The sequence below is a fragment of the Enterococcus sp. DIV0167 genome (assembly GCF_050541555.1).
Taxonomy (GTDB): Bacteria; Bacillota; Bacilli; order Lactobacillales; family Enterococcaceae; genus Enterococcus; species Enterococcus faecalis.
This window is the reverse complement of record NZ_CP172933.1, coordinates 2,404,117-2,424,685: the sequence shown is the minus strand read 5'-3', so window position 1 is coordinate 2,424,685 and position 20,569 is coordinate 2,404,117. Positions and strand designations below refer to the sequence as shown.

17 protein-coding genes are annotated in these 20,569 nt (G+C 38.5%); 12 read left to right on the top strand and 5 right to left on the bottom strand.

Annotated features, from left to right (window positions below; all coding sequences use genetic code 11):
• The first annotated feature begins 85 nt into the window (after window positions 1-85).
• Complete coding sequence (locus IGM09_RS11630) at window positions 86-1,294, top strand: chloride channel protein (RefSeq protein ID WP_016618049.1); 1,209 nt, start codon at window positions 86-88, stop codon at window positions 1,292-1,294.
• 46 nt (window positions 1,295-1,340) lie between these two features.
• On the opposite strand, the gene IGM09_RS11625 is transcribed toward IGM09_RS11630, so the two are convergent.
• Window positions 1,341-2,093 carry a MerR family transcriptional regulator gene (locus tag IGM09_RS11625; protein WP_225592546.1) on the bottom strand — a complete coding sequence of 251 codons (753 nt, stop codon included), beginning with the start codon at window positions 2,091-2,093 and terminating at the stop codon, window positions 1,341-1,343.
• A 111-nt stretch (window positions 2,094-2,204) separates the two neighbouring features.
• Here IGM09_RS11625 and IGM09_RS11620 point away from each other — a divergent pair, with 111 nt between their 5' ends.
• A complete protein-coding gene (locus IGM09_RS11620; protein WP_033625167.1) occupies window positions 2,205-3,506 on the top strand; it encodes a PTS sugar transporter subunit IIC in 1,302 nt (433 codons plus the stop codon).
• Entirely contained in the window at window positions 3,499-4,911 is a 1,413-nt protein-coding gene (locus IGM09_RS11615) for a glycoside hydrolase family 1 protein (protein WP_010713756.1), read from the top strand. Before IGM09_RS11620 ends, IGM09_RS11615 begins: the two co-directional genes overlap by 8 nt.
• A gap of 103 nt (window positions 4,912-5,014) precedes the next feature.
• On the opposite strand, the gene IGM09_RS11610 is transcribed toward IGM09_RS11615, so the two are convergent.
• The gene (locus IGM09_RS11610) at window positions 5,015-6,082 is read right to left on the bottom strand and encodes a choloylglycine hydrolase family protein (protein WP_002367364.1); all 1,068 of its coding nucleotides are present in this window, start codon (window positions 6,080-6,082) and stop codon (window positions 5,015-5,017) included.
• A 176-nt stretch (window positions 6,083-6,258) separates the two neighbouring features.
• Between IGM09_RS11610 and IGM09_RS11605 the strand changes: the two genes are divergently transcribed.
• On the top strand, window positions 6,259-7,920 hold the full coding sequence (locus tag IGM09_RS11605) for a SulP family inorganic anion transporter (RefSeq protein WP_002396652.1): 1,662 nt from the start codon (window positions 6,259-6,261) through the stop codon (window positions 7,918-7,920).
• Between the two features lie 163 nt (window positions 7,921-8,083).
• Here IGM09_RS11605 and IGM09_RS11600 read toward each other — a convergent pair whose 3' ends face one another.
• Entirely contained in the window at window positions 8,084-8,776 is a 693-nt protein-coding gene (locus IGM09_RS11600) for a hypothetical protein (protein ID WP_016615580.1), read from the bottom strand.
• A gap of 192 nt (window positions 8,777-8,968) precedes the next feature.
• On the opposite strand from IGM09_RS11600, the gene sylA reads away from it, so the two are divergent.
• The 6 genes from sylA to allE all read left to right on the top strand — a co-directional run bounded on the left by sylA (window position 8,969) and on the right by allE (window position 15,619).
• A complete protein-coding gene (gene sylA, locus IGM09_RS11595) occupies window positions 8,969-9,421 on the top strand; it encodes a transcriptional regulator SylA (protein WP_010776144.1) in 453 nt (150 codons plus the stop codon).
• Between the two features lie 18 nt (window positions 9,422-9,439).
• Entirely contained in the window at window positions 9,440-9,952 is a 513-nt protein-coding gene (locus tag IGM09_RS11590) for a GNAT family N-acetyltransferase (RefSeq protein WP_033625166.1), read from the top strand.
• Between the two features lie 593 nt (window positions 9,953-10,545).
• On the top strand, window positions 10,546-12,042 hold the full coding sequence (gene allW, locus IGM09_RS11585; RefSeq protein WP_010707065.1) for an allantoin permease: 1,497 nt from the start codon (window positions 10,546-10,548) through the stop codon (window positions 12,040-12,042).
• Window positions 12,043-13,407 carry an allantoinase AllB gene (gene allB / locus IGM09_RS11580; RefSeq protein WP_002367359.1) on the top strand — a complete coding sequence of 455 codons (1,365 nt, stop codon included), beginning with the start codon at window positions 12,043-12,045 and terminating at the stop codon, window positions 13,405-13,407.
• A 181-nt stretch (window positions 13,408-13,588) separates the two neighbouring features.
• Window positions 13,589-14,812, top strand: coding sequence for an allantoate deiminase (allC, locus tag IGM09_RS11575; protein WP_010707067.1), 1,224 nt, complete (start codon window positions 13,589-13,591; stop codon window positions 14,810-14,812).
• A gap of 21 nt (window positions 14,813-14,833) precedes the next feature.
• On the top strand, window positions 14,834-15,619 hold the full coding sequence (allE, locus tag IGM09_RS11570) for a (S)-ureidoglycine aminohydrolase (RefSeq protein WP_010713760.1): 786 nt from the start codon (window positions 14,834-14,836) through the stop codon (window positions 15,617-15,619).
• 117 nt (window positions 15,620-15,736) lie between these two features.
• Here allE and IGM09_RS11565 read toward each other — a convergent pair whose 3' ends face one another.
• On the bottom strand, window positions 15,737-17,362 hold the full coding sequence (locus tag IGM09_RS11565) for a PucR family transcriptional regulator (protein WP_002393997.1): 1,626 nt from the start codon (window positions 17,360-17,362) through the stop codon (window positions 15,737-15,739).
• 171 nt (window positions 17,363-17,533) lie between these two features.
• Between IGM09_RS11565 and IGM09_RS11560 the strand changes: the two genes are divergently transcribed.
• A complete protein-coding gene (locus IGM09_RS11560) occupies window positions 17,534-18,742 on the top strand; it encodes a pyridoxal-phosphate-dependent aminotransferase family protein (RefSeq protein ID WP_002355061.1) in 1,209 nt (402 codons plus the stop codon).
• Between the two features lie 97 nt (window positions 18,743-18,839).
• The gene (locus IGM09_RS11555; protein ID WP_002368361.1) at window positions 18,840-20,099 is read left to right on the top strand and encodes an MFS transporter; all 1,260 of its coding nucleotides are present in this window, start codon (window positions 18,840-18,842) and stop codon (window positions 20,097-20,099) included.
• A gap of 45 nt (window positions 20,100-20,144) precedes the next feature.
• On the opposite strand, the gene IGM09_RS11550 is transcribed toward IGM09_RS11555, so the two are convergent.
• Window positions 20,145-20,405, bottom strand: a complete 261-nt coding sequence (locus IGM09_RS11550; RefSeq protein ID WP_002355063.1) for a metal-sensitive transcriptional regulator — start codon at window positions 20,403-20,405, stop codon at window positions 20,145-20,147.
• Window positions 20,406-20,569: the final 164 nt, after the last annotated feature.

The window sequence follows — 20,569 nt, the reverse complement described above, 5'->3', positions numbered from 1 at the left end:
AAAAAATAAATCCTTCCCAAAATCTTCAAACACAAACCACTAACTATCTGCTACTATAAAGAAACAACTATCATTTGGAGGAAGTATGCGTAACAGAAAAATGTGGACAATTATCGTCAGTGGGTTATTTTTAAGTAGTATCATCGCGGGAATTTCAGGAGCGTTTTTAATCATTGAAGGAGAGCTAACGACTCTGCTCTGGGAGGTGTTGCCAGCGCAAATGAAATGGCCAATCCTCTATTATTTTATCTTGTGTGTGCTAGGAGCGTTGGTATTAAGTTATCTGAAGAAACGCTTCGGACAAGTACCACAAACGGCGCACGAGGCGCTGACAGAATTGAAGGCGAAACAATCGGTCGATTATTCAGGAGTGTTTAGAAATTTATTGGCCGCCTTGGTAATTTTAATTTTCGGGGCTGGTGTCGGTCCTGAAGCCGCATTGTTGGGAGCAATTATTTCGTTGTCAGTCTGGCAATCTGATAAGTTAAGGTACCTTTATTTTCATTATGACGAGCAAGAACAGCAAGCATTTAGGACAAAAATTCAGCGCTTGCTGCATCCGCAACAGTTTGTTCAGCGCTACGATACGATGCTCGCTCCTGTAGATAAAAAGAAACTGAAACAAGTGATGAACGGGTTATTTATTGTGAACGGGTTGGTGGTGTTTACCTTTTTAATGAAATTGGTGGGACACCCATCGTTTATTACGAAGTTAGGAACTGGAAAAGTTGAAATGGCTTCGTTATGGCTGATTTTACCCGCTTTATTAACTGCTTTTGTGATTGGTAACGCCTATCAATGGTTGCAAGCTGCTCTGGCTAAACTATGCCAACCTTTTGAAGAAAAGCAAAGCATACTGGTAAGTTTAGGCGCAGCTTGTATTTTTCTCTTTGTTATTTTAATGCCAAGATTACTATTTTCAGGACAATCTTTTATGCATTTAGTTCCTAGTTTTGGTAGTCAACAAGCCTGGTATATCTTGGTGGTCGCTGCGATAATGAAACTAGTATTTTTACAAGTTTGTTTACAGACAGGTTGGATAGGTGGCGATATTTTTCCCGTCGTTTTTTCAGCTATTTTAATCGGGTTTGCGGTCGCACAATTTTTCCCAACAATTGACTCGCTTTTTGTTGTCGCAATTTTTGCTACGAGTTTAACAACCCAGATTTTAGGGACGATTCTTGTACCAGGCATTTTTGTGGGGCTCTTTTTCCCAATCACGCTTTGGCCAGTTGTAGTCCTTGTGTTATTTTTACAATGGCTATTGAAAAATAAAATTATTAAGAGTAACTAGAAAAACGTCAAATCGACTTAGGGGATTAAGCCGATTTGACGTTTTTCTAATTAGAACACTCAAACCATAGTTGATAGTAATCTTGATGTTTTTTTGAAAGCAGATAGCGGCCCAATAGTTGATGGACTTGATAGCCTTGTTCTTTTAAGTAAATTAGATTTTTCTGAATTTGTTGTGGCTGCAACTGATTGCTACTTTCTTCTATACGAATCAGTTGACTATAGTAGCTTTTAGAAGCATCGAATTCCCAGTGTAAGACTAAAGGGAAAGCGGCGCTGTCTTTATTAGTCGTTGAAAAATGTTCAATAGTTTGTTCATCTGGTGATAAAACAAAGCCTAAAATACTTGGATCATTCAAGTAAAGCAAAAGATTTTCTGCTTTTGCAGGGTGGAAATAGTAAAGAGTTTTAAACGGCGGTATTTCTTCTTTCAAGACTTCCTCTTGTAGTTGGCTGACTTCTTCATATTTTTGTTGATAAGTGATTAAGTTTCTGTGAATTTGTTTTAACTGTGTAATGCGTTCTTCTAAATCTTGACGTGCATTTTCTAGTAATTTCTGGGTATCTGATAATGGGTTGGTATATAAGTTTTTAATTTCTTTAATGGAAAAATTTAAGTCGCGATAAAACTTGATTTCACAGATAGCAATCAGCTGTTCTGTTGTGTATTGTCGATAATCATTTGTATCGCCTCGAACAGAATGAATCAACCGTTCTTTTTCCCAATAGCGCAATGTGGACTTAGGAAGTTTCAACAAGGAAGCAATCGTTTCTAGCGAGTAAAGATGGTCTTGGTTCATCAGCATTCACCTCAATTTTAGTATAACACAAAATTAGTTTATAAAACCGCTTTACCTTGAAGTAACTTTAAGGTGTATACTCAACGTAAATTTGAAAGAGGAGAGAATTGTATGTTTGATAAGTTTCAACGTTTTTTAGAAAAGTTTATTGGTCCAATCGCTGAAAGAATGCAAAAAAGTAAGGTCATTCAAGCACTAACTAATGGGATGATGGCTGTTTTACCCGTTTCTTTAGGGGTTGCTTTTATCGCAATTGTAGGGAATTTTCCTATTCCAATTTGGCAAGAATTTTTAACATCCATTGGGTTAGCTCCAATCATTCAAGAAGTCATTGCTATGACCAGTGGCTTGTACGCTGTTTACATTGTTTGTACTATTGCGTATGAAACTGCGAAGATGGAAAAACAAAATCCCATCACTAGTGTTATTTTATCTTTGGCATTTTTCTTGATCTTGGTACCACAGTTTGCCGTTAAATTAGGTGGAGAAGAAACAGTTGTCATTAAAACAGCATCAATTGGGACTGACGGGATTTTTGTAGCTATTCTAGTCGGTTTAGGTGTAACTATGTTATATAGTTATTTAATGAAAAAAGAATTTTTACGAATTAAATTACCTGATTCCGTTCCTACGATGGTGACAGATTCGTTAAGTCCAACCTTTGTAGCCATGATAATTTTTGTGGTAGCTTTATTAGTCAAAGCTATTTTCACATATACTGGTTCGGGGGATGCGATGAGCTTTTTAACCGAGCTAGTGAGTAAACCAATTGCATCATTAGGTCAATCACCAATGACGGTTATTGTAGTCTTTACACTAGCAAATCTATTATGGTTTTTTGGTATTCATCCAAGTCCAATTATTAATATTTTCTTTGCTGTGATGGCGCCAGTCTTTCTAGCTAATATTAATGCATTTATTGCTGGTCAAGCGTTGCCTTATCCAGAAATTATGTTTTTCTCTAGTATTATTATGGTTGGCGGAACTGGGAATACGATTGGTTTAGCCTTTTGTATGTTAAGAGCAAAATCAGAACGATACAAATCCCTTGGTAAATTAGGTGTTGTACCAAGTATTTTCAATATTAATGAGCCATTGATTTTCGGTGTTCCGATTATGCTGAACCCTATTTTCTTTATTCCGTTGGTAAGTTCAACAGCTGTCGGTGGTTTGGTGTTACATTTATTCTATAAAGTTGGTTTCTTAAATTACTATAATCCAACGGTTGAATTACCTTGGGTGACACCACCAGTTGTTGCAGAAACTTTCTATGGCGGCATTCGCTTTGGGTTGGCAATGATTGCTGTGGTAATTGCTCTGACGTTGTTATATTATCCGTTTTTCCGTATGGCTGATGAACGAGCAGTGAAAGAAGAGCAGACCTTAGCGACAGGAGAACAAGAAAATGAGTAGCAGTGAAAAAAAACAATTGAGCAGTATGCCAAATGATTTTTTGTGGGGTGGTGCAATTTCTGCTACTCAAGTAGAAGGCGCCTATAACCGTGACGGAAAAGGCTTGAGTAATTTAGATTTAGCTTTGCGTTGTAAAAAAGGGGAGAAACGTCAAATAACTCAACAAGTGGATGTAAATCAATACTATCCTTCTCATCGAGCGATTGGCTTTTATGAAAGTTATCAAAAAGATATCCAACTGTTCGCTGATATGGGATTTAAAAGTCTTCGATTTTCAATCCAATGGTCACGCATTTTTCCAACTGGAGAAGAGGAACGGCCTAATGAAGCAGGTTTATTATTTTATGAAAAAATTTTGGACGAGCTAGAGCGTCATCGAATCGAACCAATTATAACGATTTCACATTTTGATTTACCAGAAAATTTAGTGACAAAATATGGTTCGTGGAAAAATCGCCAAGTCATTACGTTCTATTTACGCTTTTGTGAAGCGCTATTTCAACGATTCAGTGATCGTGTCCGCTATTGGATTCCGTTTAATGAGATTAATGTTATTACGTATATGCCTTATTTTTCTACTGGGATTCATACGGAAAATTATCAAGAAATTTTCCAAATGGCGCATCATCAGTTAGTAGCAAGTGCAAAAGCGGTTCAATTAGGTCGGAAATATTCAAGTAACTATCGTTTTGCAACAATGCTTATGTATGGCCCGACTTATCCGCACAATTGTCACCCTGAATCTGTTTTTCAAGCAATGATGGATGATGAGGAAACCTATTATTTTGGTGATATTCAGATTCGAGGATATTATTCTCCGTGGGCTAAAAAAATGTTGGAGCAACTGGGTGTCCAACTAGTTATTACAGAAGAAGATGAACAAGACTTACGAGAAGGTGTGGTGGACTTTGTTAGTATAAGTTATTATATGAGTTGGACTACTGCACCAGAAACAGCAGCAGGAAATATGGCAACAGGAGGGAAAAATCCATTTTTAGAGCAATCTGAATGGGGCTGGCAAGTGGATCCACTGGGACTGCGGATTAGTTTAAATCGTTTGTATCAACGATATGAGAAAGAAATTATGATTGTTGAAAATGGCTTAGGAGCAGTTGATCATTGTTCAGAAAATGGTGAAATTTATGATGATTATCGCATTGATTATTTACAACAACATTTGCTGGCAGTGAAACAAGCGATTGTCTTAGATGGTGTGCCAGTAATTGGTTTTACCGTCTGGAGTGCCATCGACTCAATTAGTGCTTCAACTGGAGAAATTGGTAAAAGGTATGGTTTGATTTATGTAGATTTAGATGATGAAGGTCAGGGGACGCTGGCTCGAAAAAAGAAAGCCTCTTTTTATTGGTATCAAAAGATCATTGAGTCCAATGGTGCAGAGTTGTAAGCTCTATTTTCCGGAGTGGTATGATAAAATAACTGAACAACTAAACGCATGAACGAAACAACGTCTCTGACCAATTACCTGGTCAGAGACGTTGTTTGTGTTTTTATTGATTTAAATCTGTTAGTAGTAGCTCGTTAGAAACAGCAAAAGTAGTAACTTCTGTTAAAGCTGGATCCAAAGTGTATTTTGTAAATGAGGTAGTACTTTCTGGTTGGACATACATGGTTAGATTAGTCACATCATATCCTGACCAATAATGTGTGAAATCAGACAGAGAATTACTTTGACCTAAATGGCCAATCCCCCGAGGAATCATCACTGTTTGGAAGGCGCGATAGAGTTGCATAATCCCTTCAGAGCTATCAAATTCTTGGAGATTGTCAGAATAGTATAACGCACGAATGAAGCGTGACGGCGAAGTGAAGTCTCCTGGGATTCCTAGTAGTCCGTAAGAAGTCCCGCCTTCAATTGGGTCAAGTGTTGCGCCTGATTTTAAAGTGTAAGGTTCTTTAATAGCGTAGTTGCGCATTCCGATATAGTTTCGTGCATTGGTTAAATGATAATTGTATTCTGGGCTGTTTGTGACTACGCCAATCGAATCATAAATGACGAACGCTCCGTTATCTGTTGGTTGCAAAACGATACTATTATTATTTTTATCATTAATGGTCCAGTGTAAGGTAAAATGAACTTCCCCCAATGAATCAAGTTGGAATTTTTGATCTAACAGGCCGATTTTTTCAAAAGCTACTTTTACTTCGTCAACGCTTTCAAAATTACTCAAAATATAAGCAAGTACTTCTTCTGCAATATGAGGTGTTAAACCACGATCTGCTAAACTTTCAGCAGGTGCTGTTGAAGATTCCATTAAATATTGAATATCACCAGATAAGCCGGCTTCGTTGATACCATCTGTGATAGCAAGGCTGACGGTTTTACCATCGTTCGCTGGTTGATCTGTGCCTGACATTGCTAGTCCCATAAAGGCATATTTTGCCGTCCAAGGATTTAGTTGGCTGTTTAGAACTGTACCTTTTGGAAATTGAGCAATTAGAGTAGGGATTTTTGGTGCAATTGGATCTTCGTTGCCAAAAAAGTCAAACGTAAAATCCATCGTACGTCCATAAAAAATATCATTTGTTTTGGAAATAATCTTGATGCCTGTACACATAATAGTTTCCCCCAATTAATGTAAGTTTGTGAAGCCTGTTTACTAGTTAAGCATATCATACTCTAGGAAACAGCGGTGGCTAAATTCCTAAAATATTAGACAATTTTGTCTAAATGAGGTGAAAAAAATTTTTTAGCGATTTCCTTCACAAAACACCTTATTATCTTTCCGAAAATATGATATCTTTAGAATGGAAATTTCATGAAAAGAGGATGCGAATGTTTAAAAAGTACACACAAATGATAAGGGATGAATTTAAAGGGTATAATCAAAAAAAATTGAAAAAAGATTTCTTGGCAGGTTTGACTGTCGCAGCCGTCGCGTTGCCATTAGCGTTAGCGTTTGGGGTCTCTAGCGGCGCCACTGCAGCAGCTGGCATGATCACGGCGATTATCGCTGGAATTGTGATTGGGAGCCTTTCGGGTGGATTTTATCAAATTTCAGGACCAACAGGTGCGATGGCAGCTATTTTAATGTCAATTGCGGCAGTGCATGGCATGCAAGGGATTTTGTTGGCCACCTTTTTGGCGGGGATTTTCTTGCTTTTGGCAGGGATTTTGCGTTTAGGGAGCTTGACTTCTTTTATTCCGTCACCGGTCATTACCGGGTTTACTTCAGGAATTGCTATTATTATTGCGTTGGGGCAGCTTGATAATTTCTTTGGGGTTCGTTCAGAAGGCCACAATTTAATTGAGAAAATCAGCAGTTATCGTTCATTGGGCTTTGATTTAAGTATACCAACGACGGTGATGTCGATTTTAGTGGTGCTTGGATTAGTATTCTTTCCGAAAAAGTGGAATGCGATGATACCAGCTTCATTGGTGATGATTATTTTAGCTACGTTAGCAACAGTGGTTTTTCAACTGCCAGTGGCCACTGTAGGGAAAATTCCGACAAGTATTTTTAGTGATACACGTTTAGAACTTGGTTCGCTTCAATTAAGTGCGTTTCAGGATATTTTGGTGCCTTCAATTAGCATTGCTATGTTAGGTATGATTGAAAGTTTGCTTTGTGGCGCTTCGGCTGGTCGCATGACAGGGAAACCATTAGACAGTAATCAGGAACTAGTGGCACAAGGAATTGGTAACTTAATTTTGCCATTTTTCGGTGGCGTTCCTGCGACAGCAGCGATTGCCCGCACAAGCGTAGTGATTAAATCTGGTGCACAAACACGTTTAGCGGGTATTTTTCATGCAGTCTTTTTATTGTTATCGATGTTGCTTTTATCGCCAGTCATGTCTAAAATTCCCATGCCTGCGTTAGCTGGTGTTTTAGTGGTGACAGCGTGGCGAATGAATGAATGGTCGGTGATTAAAGAATTCTTCCAGAAACGTTTCCACACAGCCTTATGTTTATTCTTTTTAACGATGGTAGCGACCGTTATTTTTGACTTGAGTTTAGCGATTGTTTTAGGGGTCTTAGCTGGTTGCCTGTTTTTCATTGCGAAAAGTGCCGTGATTACGATTAATGTCGAGGAAGTTGATTGGTCAAGAATGGGGCTAGTACCGACCGATTGTACGGAAAATTGGGTGGTGGTTTATTTGAGTGGCCCGTTATTTTTCATGTCTTCTGAACGATTGAAACAAACGTTACTGCAATTGGAAACAAAAAGTGGTGTAGTATTTTCAATGCGAGGAGTTCCTAGCATTGATAGTACGGCGTTAGATATTTTAGAAGAATTTTGTCTTGCAGCAGAAGGTCGTGGACAACAAGTTCAATTTGCCGCTCTGCAACCAGAAGTTGAAAAAATGATTCGAACCATTCAAGGAAATCAAGAGAAAGAATACCATTTCTCAGTCGCAGAATTTTTACAAACGGTGCATGTTGCAGAACAATAATTCATTTTCAAATGAAATGTTCTATTTTCTATTGCATGCTTAATGGGTGAAGAAATAAGAAAAATAAGTGGGGACTAAAACGAGTTTCTAGAGGAGTTCCTAAAAAATAATAAAGAGAAAACTTCTCAGTATGAAGTTTTCTCTTTATTATTTTTTTTGTTATTTATTGAATTGCTTCTAGCATAACGTCTTTTTGATCATCCGTAACATTGCCTGCGTAGTTAGGAGTAATTAAAGATATCGAACCATTTTTATTGTTGAATAAGTATAAAGTGCCCGATCTATTTTGTTCATCGTTTGAAGAAATATTAGTTCCTAAAATTAATTCTGTATTTACTTTAACGGTGCGAATACTGTTATCGGCCGCTGAAAATATTCTAATCTCTTTTGTAGGAATTGTATTTATAGATAGCTCATATTTATTAATGGCTTCTTTCACTTGACCATTTTCAGCCCCAAACAATTTAGTTCGGAAGGTAGCAGTTGGTGTTGAATTTAAGTTCTCTAACGTAATTGAAGTTGGCACATTCATTCCTTTAAAATTAAATACGAGTGGATTGTTTAAACTACTAAGATCGACAGCATAAGGTGTTGCTTCTAAAGAATTTGCTTCTTCGACATTTGTGGATACTTCATTTTTAGACTTTGCCGAAGCTTGAGTGGTACTGGCACTTTCTGAAGTTTCTTTTAGTTTATTATTAGAGCTTGTTTCTGTGCCAGAACTGTAATGATTAGCACTGCTTTTCATTGATGTTGTATGATTGGTAGAATTTTCTTGTTTTTTAGGTTCATTCGCTTTTTGAGAACTACAACCTGTTAAAAAAATAACTAAAATAACACAAAATAATTTTTTCATACTATTCCTCCTATAGACGCTATAACTAATTTTATCTTACTTGTTAATATAACAAAAGAAATAATTATTTTATTTTCACGAATGCTCAAATTGTTTAAATCTGTAGTTTTTATACTTATTTTTGTTGCATTTGCAACAAAAATAAGTTAAAGTAATGACAATCATAAAATATTAGCGAAAGGAAGTGTCCTAGTGACAGATATTTTAAGAGAAATTGGCATGATTGCGCGGGCCTTAGATTCAATCAGTAATATTGAATTTAAGGAATTATCTTTAACACGAGGACAATATCTTTATTTGGTCAGGGTCTGTGAAAATCCTGGAATTATCCAAGAAAAGATCGCCGAACTGATTAAAGTTGATCGAACCACAGCGGCGCGGGCGATTAAGCGTTTGGAAGAACAAGGCTTTATTTATCGTCAAGAAGATGCAATCAACAAAAAAATTAAGCGGATTTATGCCACAGAAAAAGGGAAAAACGTTTATCCAATCATTGTGCGCGAAAATCAACACTCGAATCAAGTTGCTTTGCAAGGCTTGTCAGAAGTGGAAATTTCACAATTGGCAGAGTACTTAGTCCGGATGCGTAAAAATGTCAGCGAAGATTGGGAATTTGTCAAAAAAGGGAACACTCGAAATTATTAAGGAAAGGACGACTGATTGATGGGAGAAATAAAACAATTAACAATAGAAGATGCACCAGCGTTACAAGAAATCAGCATTGAAACTTATACAGATACTTTCGGACCATATAATACCCCAGAAAATATGCAAGCCTATTTAGTAGAAGCTTACAATTTAGAAAAATTACAAAAGGAATTGGCTAATCCCCACTCTGACTTTTATTTTATCTTTGTCGATAATCAATTAGCTGGCTACATGAAATTAAATCGTGAGACGGCACAAACGGAACCGATGGGGTCAGAAAAGCTCGAGGTTGAGCGATTGTATATTTTACCTGCATTTAAAGGAAAGAAGCTGGGAACACAATTGTTAGAACTGGCGGAAGAAAAAGCTCGTGAATTTGGTAAAAACGCACTGTGGCTAGGTGTCTGGGAACACAATGATGCGGCGCGGGCATTTTATAAAACGATTGGCTACCGCTATTATAGTCAACATTCATTTTTTATGGGAGACGATGAACAGACGGATTTTATTTTGTTAAAGGAATTGTAGCAAGAAAATTTAGAAACAAAGATTTCTGATAAAATCAGAAATCTTTGTTTATTTTTTTGACTAAAATTAAGCATTTTTTTATTTTCAAAATGTTATTTTTAAAAACGTAAAAATTGAAAAAGAAGATTTTGAATCTGTGAAAAGTTGTCGATCTTGTGAGAAAACTCTTTTGTCAGTGTCTTTTTTCAGGATGGGTCTCTTCCTGAAAATCCACTTCAGTTTATCTGTTTTGTGTGTGTTTGATTAAAAAATGTTGTGTTGGGTTTCATTTAACTGTATAATTTATTTATGTCATTTTTAATAATAAGCGTATTTTAGCATTGAAAAAGAGAAGTTGTACATAATATGTGAATAAAAAGATTTGTTTCTTATTTTTTAGAGTGAGAGGGCGATATAAAAAAGGTTGCTATTTTTTCGTTCAAAGTGAACAAAGAATCGTTTGTTATTTAGTTGGGGTAACTAATGATTCTTGTTATAAAAAGCGCTTACAATTCGTGTGATGAGAGTAGTACGCATGTTTGTGCAAAAGTGACAAAAAAGAGAAGGCAGGGTGTTTTAATAGAAAAAAATTTTAATAAAAAGGAGAGTTTGTCGTGGAGAAAAATGTGTCTCAAGTAACAGCTCAAGAAGAAACAGCGCTGAAAGCACGTGGCTACAATGAGGATTTGTTGCCAAGTAGCCCGAAACAACGGACGATGGGCGCGCGCAATTTTTTTACATTATGGATGGGTTCGATTCATAATATCCCGAATTATGCAGCAGTGGGCGGCTTTATTTTCTTAGGATTATCGCCGCTGCAAGTTATGCTGGCAGTTGTGTTAAGCTCATTCATTGTAGCAACTTTCATGAATTTGAATGGCGTGGCTGGCTCTAAATATGGCATTCCTTTTGCGATGCACTTACAGTCTACTTACGGCAGTCTCGGGGCAAAACTGCCAGGGTTCTTAAGAGGTTGTGTGGCCGCGATTGCTTGGTTTGGTCTGCAAACATTTACAGGATCGCTGGCTTTATTAATTATTCTCGGGAAATTTTGGCCGAACTTTTTAGAAATTGGTGGATCATTCCAGTTTTTTGGTCTCAGGCTACCTGAATTAATGGCGTTTACTCTTTTCTGGCTCTTAAATGTGGCAATAGGTTTCGGTGGTAGCAAAATTTTGAACCGGTTTACCGCCATTTTAAGTCCGTTGATTTATGTCGTTATTATTGGATTAACGATTTGGGCCATTCGAGCTGGGGGCGGTTTAACACCAATTTTGTCCTATCAAGTTTCTGGTGCGATTCGTTCAGTCAATCCACTGGTGGCGTATCTGATTATTTTTAACTCGGTTGTGGCCGTTTGGTCAGCGCCTGGTGCGAGTGTGGCGGATTTTACTAAGAATGCGCGCTCGACACGTGCTCAGGTTGTGGGGCAAACAGCAGGTTTAGTTGTTGGTTATGGGATTTTCGCTTTTTCCAGTGTGGTTATTCTGTTAGGTGGTTCGCTGTATTTTGGGATTCAAGAATGGAATATTTTAAACATTATTGATCGTTTAGATAATGTGGCGGTGGTGGTCTTAGCCATGTCGGTTTTCTTATTAACGACTATTTCAACGAATGCAACAGGGAACATCATTCCGGCAGGTTATCAATTGGCGGCGCTATTTCCTAAAAAAATGACGTATAAAAAAGGCGTCATGATTGCCAGTGTTATTAGCTTTCTCATTATGCCTTGGAAACTGATGGAAAACGCCGATAGTATTTTTATTTTTCTGAACGCAATTGGGGCTGTTTTAGGACCAGTCGCTGGCGTGATGATTGCGAATTATTATTTTGTTCAAAAGCAACAAATAGATTTAAATGCTTTATATGTAGATAAACGCAAAAAAGAGGAAGCCAATCCTTTTTACGGATTAAACAAGCCGGCGTATGTCGCTACTATTCTGGCGTTGGTTCTTTCCTTAAGTGGTCAATTTATTCCACAGGTTAAAATCATTGCTGATATTTCGTGGTTTGTGGGCTTTGCCACAGGTTTTGTGCTGTACTTAGTGTTAAAAAAATGGACTTGGGATTCAAAAAAAGTGAAAGAAACAGCTTATCAGGAGGGAAAATAAATGCAAGCAGAGTTAGTGATTAAAAACGGGTTAGTTATTTTAGAAACTGGAGAAGTCATTACGGATGTCGCCGTTCAAGGAGGAAAAATCGTAGCGATTGGGCAAGACTTGTCAGGAGAACGTGTGATTGATGCGACGGGTTTAGTCGTTAGTCCTGGGATGGTGGATGCTCATGTTCATATTACCGATCCTGGTGGTGGTTACCGCGATGAATGGGAAGGGTATGTCACAGGAACGGCCGCTTGTGCCAAAGGGGGCGTGACGACCTTTATGGAAATGCCTTTAAATCAGATTCCAGCAACTGTGGATAAGACCTCTCTTGAGATCAAATACAAGGCAGGAGAAAATAAACTAAAAGTAGATGTAGGGTCATTTGGCGGCGTTGTCCCGACCAATTTGGCTGGTGGGATTCAGGAACTTGATGAAGGAGGCGTTTCCGGCTATAAATGCTTTTTAGGAACGTGTGGCGATCGTTCAATTGAAGGAGACTTTCAAAATGTCGACGATTATTCACTATATGAAGGAATGAAACAAGTCGCCAAGACTGGCAAAGTGCTAGCAATCCATGCAGAAAATGCACCTATTACGGATAAATTAGGCGCGTTAGCTTATCAAAATGGTGAAACGACTTTAGCGGCATATGTAGCTACACGTCCTGTGTTTACCGAAGTTGAAGCGATTCAAAAAGCCATTTTATTTGCCAAAGAAACAGGTTGTCGGATTCATATTTGTCATGTGGCTTGTCAAGAAGGCGTGGAAGAAGTTTTGAAAGCCCAAGCAGAAGGGGTAGATGTGACTTGTGAAACATGTACGCATTATTTATATTTTACTACGGATGAACTTGATGCCATTGGTCCAGTTGTCAAATGTTCGCCGCCGATTCGTGACGCGGATCAACAAGCCGCCTTATGGAACCACGTGCAAACAGGCGGCATCGCGTTTGTAACCTCTGACCATTCTCCTTGTACGCCAGACTTAAAAGATACAACCAATGCTTTTGAAGCTTGGGGCGGCATTTCTGGTGTTCAAAATAACGTCGATGTGTTATTCGATGAAGCCGTCCAAAAACGTGGTTTATCCTTGAAACAATTCGCGGATATGATTGCAGCAAACCCAGCTGACCGTTATCACTTAGCACAAAAGGGCCGCATCAGCATTGGTAAGGATGCCGATTTTGTACTAATTAAACCTAATGCGCCGTATATCTTAAAAGCAGAAGATTTAGAATACCGAAATAAAATTAGTCCTTACATTGGTCGTGAAATTGGGGCCCAAGTGATTCAAACAATTTTAAGAGGCGAAACAATTTACGCACAAGAAACTGGAGTAACTGAGGCATTTAACGGCGTATTTATCAAAAATTAAACACCTATTTTAGAAATGGAAAGGGACAGAAGCGTGATTGAATTAGCGCCTCTGTCCACGAGTTAGAGGATGTTCGTTGGCTGTTTTGCACAAAAAAAGGCTTAATTTTGTTTGATAAGTACAATGAAGATAGCTAGGGAAACGTTTACAATCAGAGTGTAATCAGTCAGGAGGTTTTGTGATGGACTTGGAAAAAGTTTTAAAACAAAGAATCGAAGAGTTGTCAGCAATTGGGAGTGATCCTGCAGGAGGGATGACACGCTTACTTTATACAGATTCGTGGTTGGCAGCACAAAAGTATGTGCAAAGCCAAACTGAGGCGTTTGGACTGGAAACGCAATTTGACGAAGTCGGGAATCTGTTTTGTCGAGTGGCAGGAACGGAATTTCCTCAGGAAACGATTTTAACTGGGTCACATATCGACACAGTAGTTAATGGTGGGACCTTAGATGGTCAATATGGTGTTATTGCTTCCATGACGGCTGTTCAATATTTATTAGACAAATATGGGAAACCACGGCGTTCTCTAGAAGTGCTTTCCATGGCTGAAGAAGAAGGGAGTCGTTTTCCAACGGTTTTCTGGGGAAGCAAAAATGTCGTTGGTGAAGCCAAACGTGAAGAAGTAGTCGACATCTCTGACAACGAAGGCAAAAAGTTTGTTGATGAGATGCATCGCCAAGGCTTTGATTTTCGGCAGGAGCAAACAAGACGTGAGGACATTGAAGCATTTGTCGAAATTCATATTGAACAAGGCAATATTTTAGAGAACGAAAAGCTCCAAGTCGGTGTTGTTCATAGTATTGTAGGGCAACGTCGCTACACGGTTACCTTAAAAGGGCAAGCCAATCATGCAGGCACTACGCCAATGAGTTACCGTCATGATGCGGTATATGGCTTTGCTAAAATTTGTGCAGAAGCCATTGATCGTGCGAACGAAATTGGGGATCCGTTAGTTTTAACATTCGGCAAAGTCATTCCGAAACCCAATACAGTCAACGTGGTGCCTGGAGAAGTGGAATTTACAATTGACTGCCGTCATACCGACGCTGCTTTTTTACGACATTTTACAGGTGAATTAGAAGAACGGATGAAGACAATTGCTCAAGAATTAGGCTTGACGATTGCAATTGACCGCTGGATGGATGAAGCCCCTGTACCGATGAATCAAGCAATTGTAGAAGTTATTGAACAAAAAGCCAAAGAAGGCAAGTATCAGTATCGTATGATGCATAGTGGTGCTGGGCATGATTCGCAAATTATTGCGCCCCATTACCCGACAGCGATGATATTTGTGCCAAGTATTGGTGGGATTAGTCATAATCCAGCAGAAGCAACGGCATTTCCAGATTTGGTTGAAGGCGTCAAGCTTTTAGCAGATACCTTATATGAATTAGCGTATAAATAAGATAGAAAAGGAAGAATTGTGATGGGTTATAAAAATAATCGAGTTGGTTACCAAAAAGAATTGTTAACATCAAGAGCTGTGATAAAAAAAGACAATTACGCCATTATTCCCCATGATGGTTTGGTGCAAAATGCAGTACCTGGTTTTGAAAATGTCGATATTTCCATTTTGGGATCACCTAAATTAGGTGCGACATTTGTGGATTACATTGCTACGTTTCATAAAAATGGTCAACAAACAACTGGTTTTGGTGGCGACGGGATTCAAACGTTGGTTTATGTCATTGACGGTCGTTTGCGCGTTTCAGATGGTCAAGAAACCCATGAGCTTGAAGCCGGGGGCTACGCCTACTTTACGCCTGAAATGAAAATGTATTTAGCGAACGCACAGGAAGCGGACACAGAAGTTTTCTTATATAAAAAACGCTATCAGCCGTTGGCGGGCCATCAACCTTATAAAGTGGTTGGGTCAATTCATGACCAACAACCCGAAGAATATGAAGGAATGACAGACGTTTTACTTTGGAGTTTATTGCCGAAAGAGTTTGACTTTGATATGAATATGCATATCTTATCTTTTGAACCAGGCGCTAGTCATGCCTATATTGAAACGCATGTCCAAGAGCATGGTGCGTATTTAATTAGTGGCCAAGGGATGTACAATTTGGACAATGAATGGTATCCAGTGGAAAAAGGGGACTATATTTTCATGAGTGCCTATGTGCCACAAGCAGCCTATGCGGTTGGCCGTAAAGAACCGCTAATGTACGTTTATTCCAAAGATGCCAATCGTGAACCAGAATTATAACGAAAAGCCGAATGTAAAGTAATGACCTCGGAACAATAGGATTTGAACACGCAGTGGTGAACGGTAGAGTCCTTTTTCTTGGTAGACGTTACTTTTATTCGGCTATTTTCCTGTTAATTATTTTTCTGAAAGCTCTAGCGCTACCCGTAAGAGTAAACTCGTCTCAGGCTCTTGAATAGAGGTGTCTAATAATTTTTCACATTGATTCATGCGATATTTAATGGTGTTTCTGTGAAGGTAAAGAGCGTTGGCCGTTTTAGTAATTTCGCAATTGAAATCTAAAAAAACTTTCAAGGTTTTTCGTAATTCTTGTAACGTCGGTTCCGTCGGATAGGCCAACTCTTTCAATTGTTGCTGGCAAAAGTATTCAACATCTTCAGTGCCAATCTTTTCAAAAAGTCCAGCTAGGCCTTTGGGATGGAACAATTGCACAGTTGCTGGTTTTTGAGCGTGTAAAGAAGCCTCTAATGTCGAGGAAGCTTCAATATAAGAATTAGGCAAATCTTCTAGGTTTTCATAAGCATTGCCTAAAGCAAAGCGAATGGTAATAGGCAAAGCCTGTTGCAAACGTTCAGCGAGGTTTTGCAAAATCATCAAATGGTCATTTTTCTTAGATTGAAAAATCAAGATACTTTTATTTTGATTTTTTAATTTAAACAAGGCGACATCTGGCAGGATTTCCGGCAATTGTTCTTTGAGCCATTGGAAAATTAGTTGCCCTTCCGCTTGCTGATAACGAATATGGGTTTCATTTTCTGGTTTAGTCACGCCGTAGACAATCGCTAATTGATAATAATCACTGTTGATTAAACGATAATTTTTCCAAAGTTCCAACCAATTTTGATGTTTACTCAGTGCTTCTTGATGTGTATCAAGCAAGCGGTCCAAAAAGTCTGTTTTGAGATGTTCAAAAGATTCAGCAATTTTCTGGTTTTTAAATAACATAAAAGTCAAAACTAAAATGGCCTGATCAATGGCAAATTCAGAAATAGGATAAGGAATCTGTTCAGGAGATAAGACCAATAAATAATAGGGAAAATAATCGTTCACACGAATTGGAAAGCCAGCTACTTGAATGTTTTCTTGTCGCTCATCCTGTAAACGAAAGATTTTCTTTTCTTGTGCCAATTGTTGAAAGTGGTCTTTTGATAATTGTTTGATAAAAAACTCCGCTGATTTTTGATTGCCATAAAAATAATTCGAGTGGGCAATCACCTGTTGCCAAGGACTTAATAAAATAATTGGCGCATTTAAAATTTTCGCAAATTCAGCGATGAAGCGCGTAGCATCAACATCTTGCATTAATAATGTTGAAAAACGCTTTTGGATGTCAAATGCTACAGACATCTGTTCGGTTTTGCTATCACGAAGATAGCCTACAATTTCATGCAACAACCCGCCTAGTGGCTGTGTGCTAGGAATTTTAATCAGGGGTAAATCAACGGCACTGGCATAGGCAACAATTTCTGGTGAAATTTCGTCAAGGAACCGCCCAACTTTGATTCCTAAAGCCGTACACTCTGCTTGTTTTAGCGAGTCAATAAAAGGTTTCAATTTTTCTTGATCATCTTTATAAATCATTGCCGTTGTTAAAATCATGACATTTTTAGGGATAAAATCAGCCACATCAGGTGTTTCCGTGATTTCTACACTTTCCAAGGGCTGTGTTAAGTTTGAGTGAGACGATAATAATTGTAAGTCAGAAAATCTTGGTAAAGCCAAGACCTCAGCTAATATTTTCATCACAACAACCTCCTTTTTTTATAGTATAGCGAAGAATAAAAAGGAGTACAAAAGATAGTTATTGAATATGTCTAAAAAACAAAGTCAAAATAGTGCAAATTGAACAATGAATTTCTGGGTTTTTCCAAAGATAATAAAAGAGAAGAATTAAAAATGAAGTGAGGGATTACTATGTATCAACAACCAAATTTTGTACGGCGAACAATCATGACGCCGGGACCAGTCGAAGCCCATCCATCGGTACTTCGTCAAATGGGTCAACCAATTTTAGGGCAATTTGATCCAGAATTTCTACAGATTATGGACGAAGTTCGGGAAATGATTAAAGTACCTTTTGCCACAAAGAATCAACAAGCCTTTGCCATTGATGGCACGTCACGTTCAGGCTTAGAAGCGGGGTTATTTGCATTGATTGAGCCAGGTGACAAAGTGCTTGTGCCTGCGTATGGACGGTTTGCTTATTTATTAGGTGAAATTTGCGAACGCGCCCGGGCCGAAGTCATTTATTTAGAAAAGGACTGGCTCGCACCGTTTGAACAAACAACGGTGATTGAAGCGATTAAAGAACATCAACCAAAAATTGTTGCGATGGTCCACGGCGAAACGGCGAATGCACAAATGCAACCGCTGGATCAAATTGGCGCCTTTTGTCGGGAAAATGAAATTTTCTTCGTAGTAGATATGGTGGCGACTTACGGCGGTGTCGAAACAAAGGTCGATGATTGGAAGATTGATATTGCGGTAGCAGGCACTCAAAAATGTGTCAGTGTACCTTCAGGCCTTTCTTTGATTACTTACAACCAACGTGTGGCCGATTATCTGGCGGGCCGTTACCAAAAAGAGTTAGGACTTGGTGCGGATGCGCGGAATGAACGGTTCATTCAAAGTAACTACTTGGATTTATCGCAATTAGAAAAATATTGGGGACCAGAGCGCTTAAATCACCATACAGAAGCGACTACAATGATTTATGGGCTACATGAAGGGTTGCGCTTGTTACTTCAAGAAGGCATGGAAAATGTCTACGCACGCCATCGGAAAAACGATCGTATTTTAGTTGAAAGTCTGCAAAAAATGGGCTTAGAAATTTTCGGGAAGTTAGACACAAAAACACCAACAGTCATTCCTGTGGTCATTCCAGAAGGAATTGATGGTGAAAAAGTGCGGAGCTTATTACTGGATCATTTTAAAGTTGAAATTGCCTCTTCCTTCGGTGATTTAAAAGGAAAAATTTGGCGGGTCGGTAATATGGGTTACAGCAGTCGCGAAGACAATGTGTTGCATTTCTTAAGTGCCTTTGAGACTGTACTGAAACACCAAGGCTATCAATTTGAAGGCGGTAGCGGTAGTACTCATGCATTGGCTGAGTATTTAAACTAAAAAAGAAGGTAGGACAAAGGTCACTACGTAAAAAAGCGTAGTGCTTTTGTTCCTTGTGAAACGTTAACCAAAAAAATGATTGGTGGAGGAAAAGAAAATGACAGACAAGACAAAAAGTTCGTTGGCTTATTGGAAAAAAATCGTTATTTTACTATGTATGGGCTGGGTAACAATCTGGATTTATCGTTCCGCGCTTTCTCCCGTTTATCCACAAATTCGTGCGTCTCTAAATGGTAACGCTTCCGATACGGCCCTAGGGTCCATTTCTAGCTTTTATTTTCTCGGTTACGTAGTCATGCAGATTCCTGCAGGCTTCTTGGTAGACAAGATTGGGAAAAAACGTGTATTAATTCCAGGCTTTATCTTGTTTGCGCTGGCAGCATTACTGATTGCCCAAGCCCAAACGATTGGAACAATTTACTTAGGTAGCTTATTGGCAGGCTTAGGATGTGGTTCTTTCTATGGCTCGGCTTACTCGTTGACGTCGCAAAACATTCCTCAAGCCAAAAAAAGTTTTGCAACAGCTATTGTCAACAGTGGTTCAGCCGTTGGTTCAGGTTTAGGGATGATTTTATCTAGTTATTTAGTTGCCCAAAAAGGATTGCCTTGGCAAGTGATGATGTACATTTCCGCCTTTATGATTATTTGTATGTTAGTGGCTTTTCAAGTGATTATTCGCAATCATAAAGAAGACATGGCCTTGATTCAGCCAACCGTTGTTGATGAAAAAGATAACGGAGCGGTAAAAGAAAAAGTGCCCTTTAAAAAACTGTTTGCGCCACATATGCTATTTGCGTATATTTTATATTTTGGCACTTGTTATGCATATTATATGATTGTGACTTGGTTACCTAATTTTTTAAGTACCGAACGTGGTTTCCAAGGAGCGGCGATAGGATTATCCTCTTCGCTGGTCGCATTTGCCTCTATTCCAGGAGCGTTATTTTTTAGTCGGTTGGCGGATAAGTACATGCATAAAAAAGTTCAATTCATCGTTGTTTTAGAATTTTTAGCAACAGCCATGCTCTTGTTAACTGTACAAGTAAGTAATGCGACGTTGTTATTAATTGCTTTAATTATGTATGGGTTCTTAGGAAAATTAGCTGTAGAACCGATTATTATTTCTTGGCTAGGTGAAAATGCACCAAAAATTGGAATTGGCACTACTTTGGGCGTGTTTAACTTTTTCGGCATGATGTCATCTGTGATCGCCCCAGCTTTGACTGGGAAAATTTCAGACACAACGGGTTCGAAAGTCATGGGCTTTTATATCGCCGTCGTGATTTTACTAATTGGCACGATTCTTTTTATGCTTGTCAATTTAAAAAAACGCGGGGCAGATTCGTCTAATAAATAAAAAAACAACGCAAACTTATCTTTCGTTGAATAAGTTTGCGTTGTTTTACTTTTTGACAATCATATTAATCGCTTGTGCTAATCGCTCTTCTTGTTCTTTAGGATCTTTTTCAGGATTTTCAAAGCAATGCTTTAAATTCTCCGCAACAATCATCCCCATTACGCGATCAATACTAGAACGGACCGCACTCAACTGAGTGATAACATCGATACACTCTTTTTCTTCATCAATCATTTTTTGAATCCCGCGAATTTGGCCTTCTGTGCGGCGTAAACGATTCAGCACTTTCTTTTTTTCTTCAGTCATTTTGCCCCTCCTTAAGAGTAGTGATTGGTTTAAAATATACCTACACGAGGTATTTTTGTCAACTATCTTTTCTTTGAATCTAAAAATGGCAGAAATCTCTTCAGTTGACAAGTCTAACTTTTTCATGTTAAATATACCCCATAAGGTATATAAGAGAAGGAGAA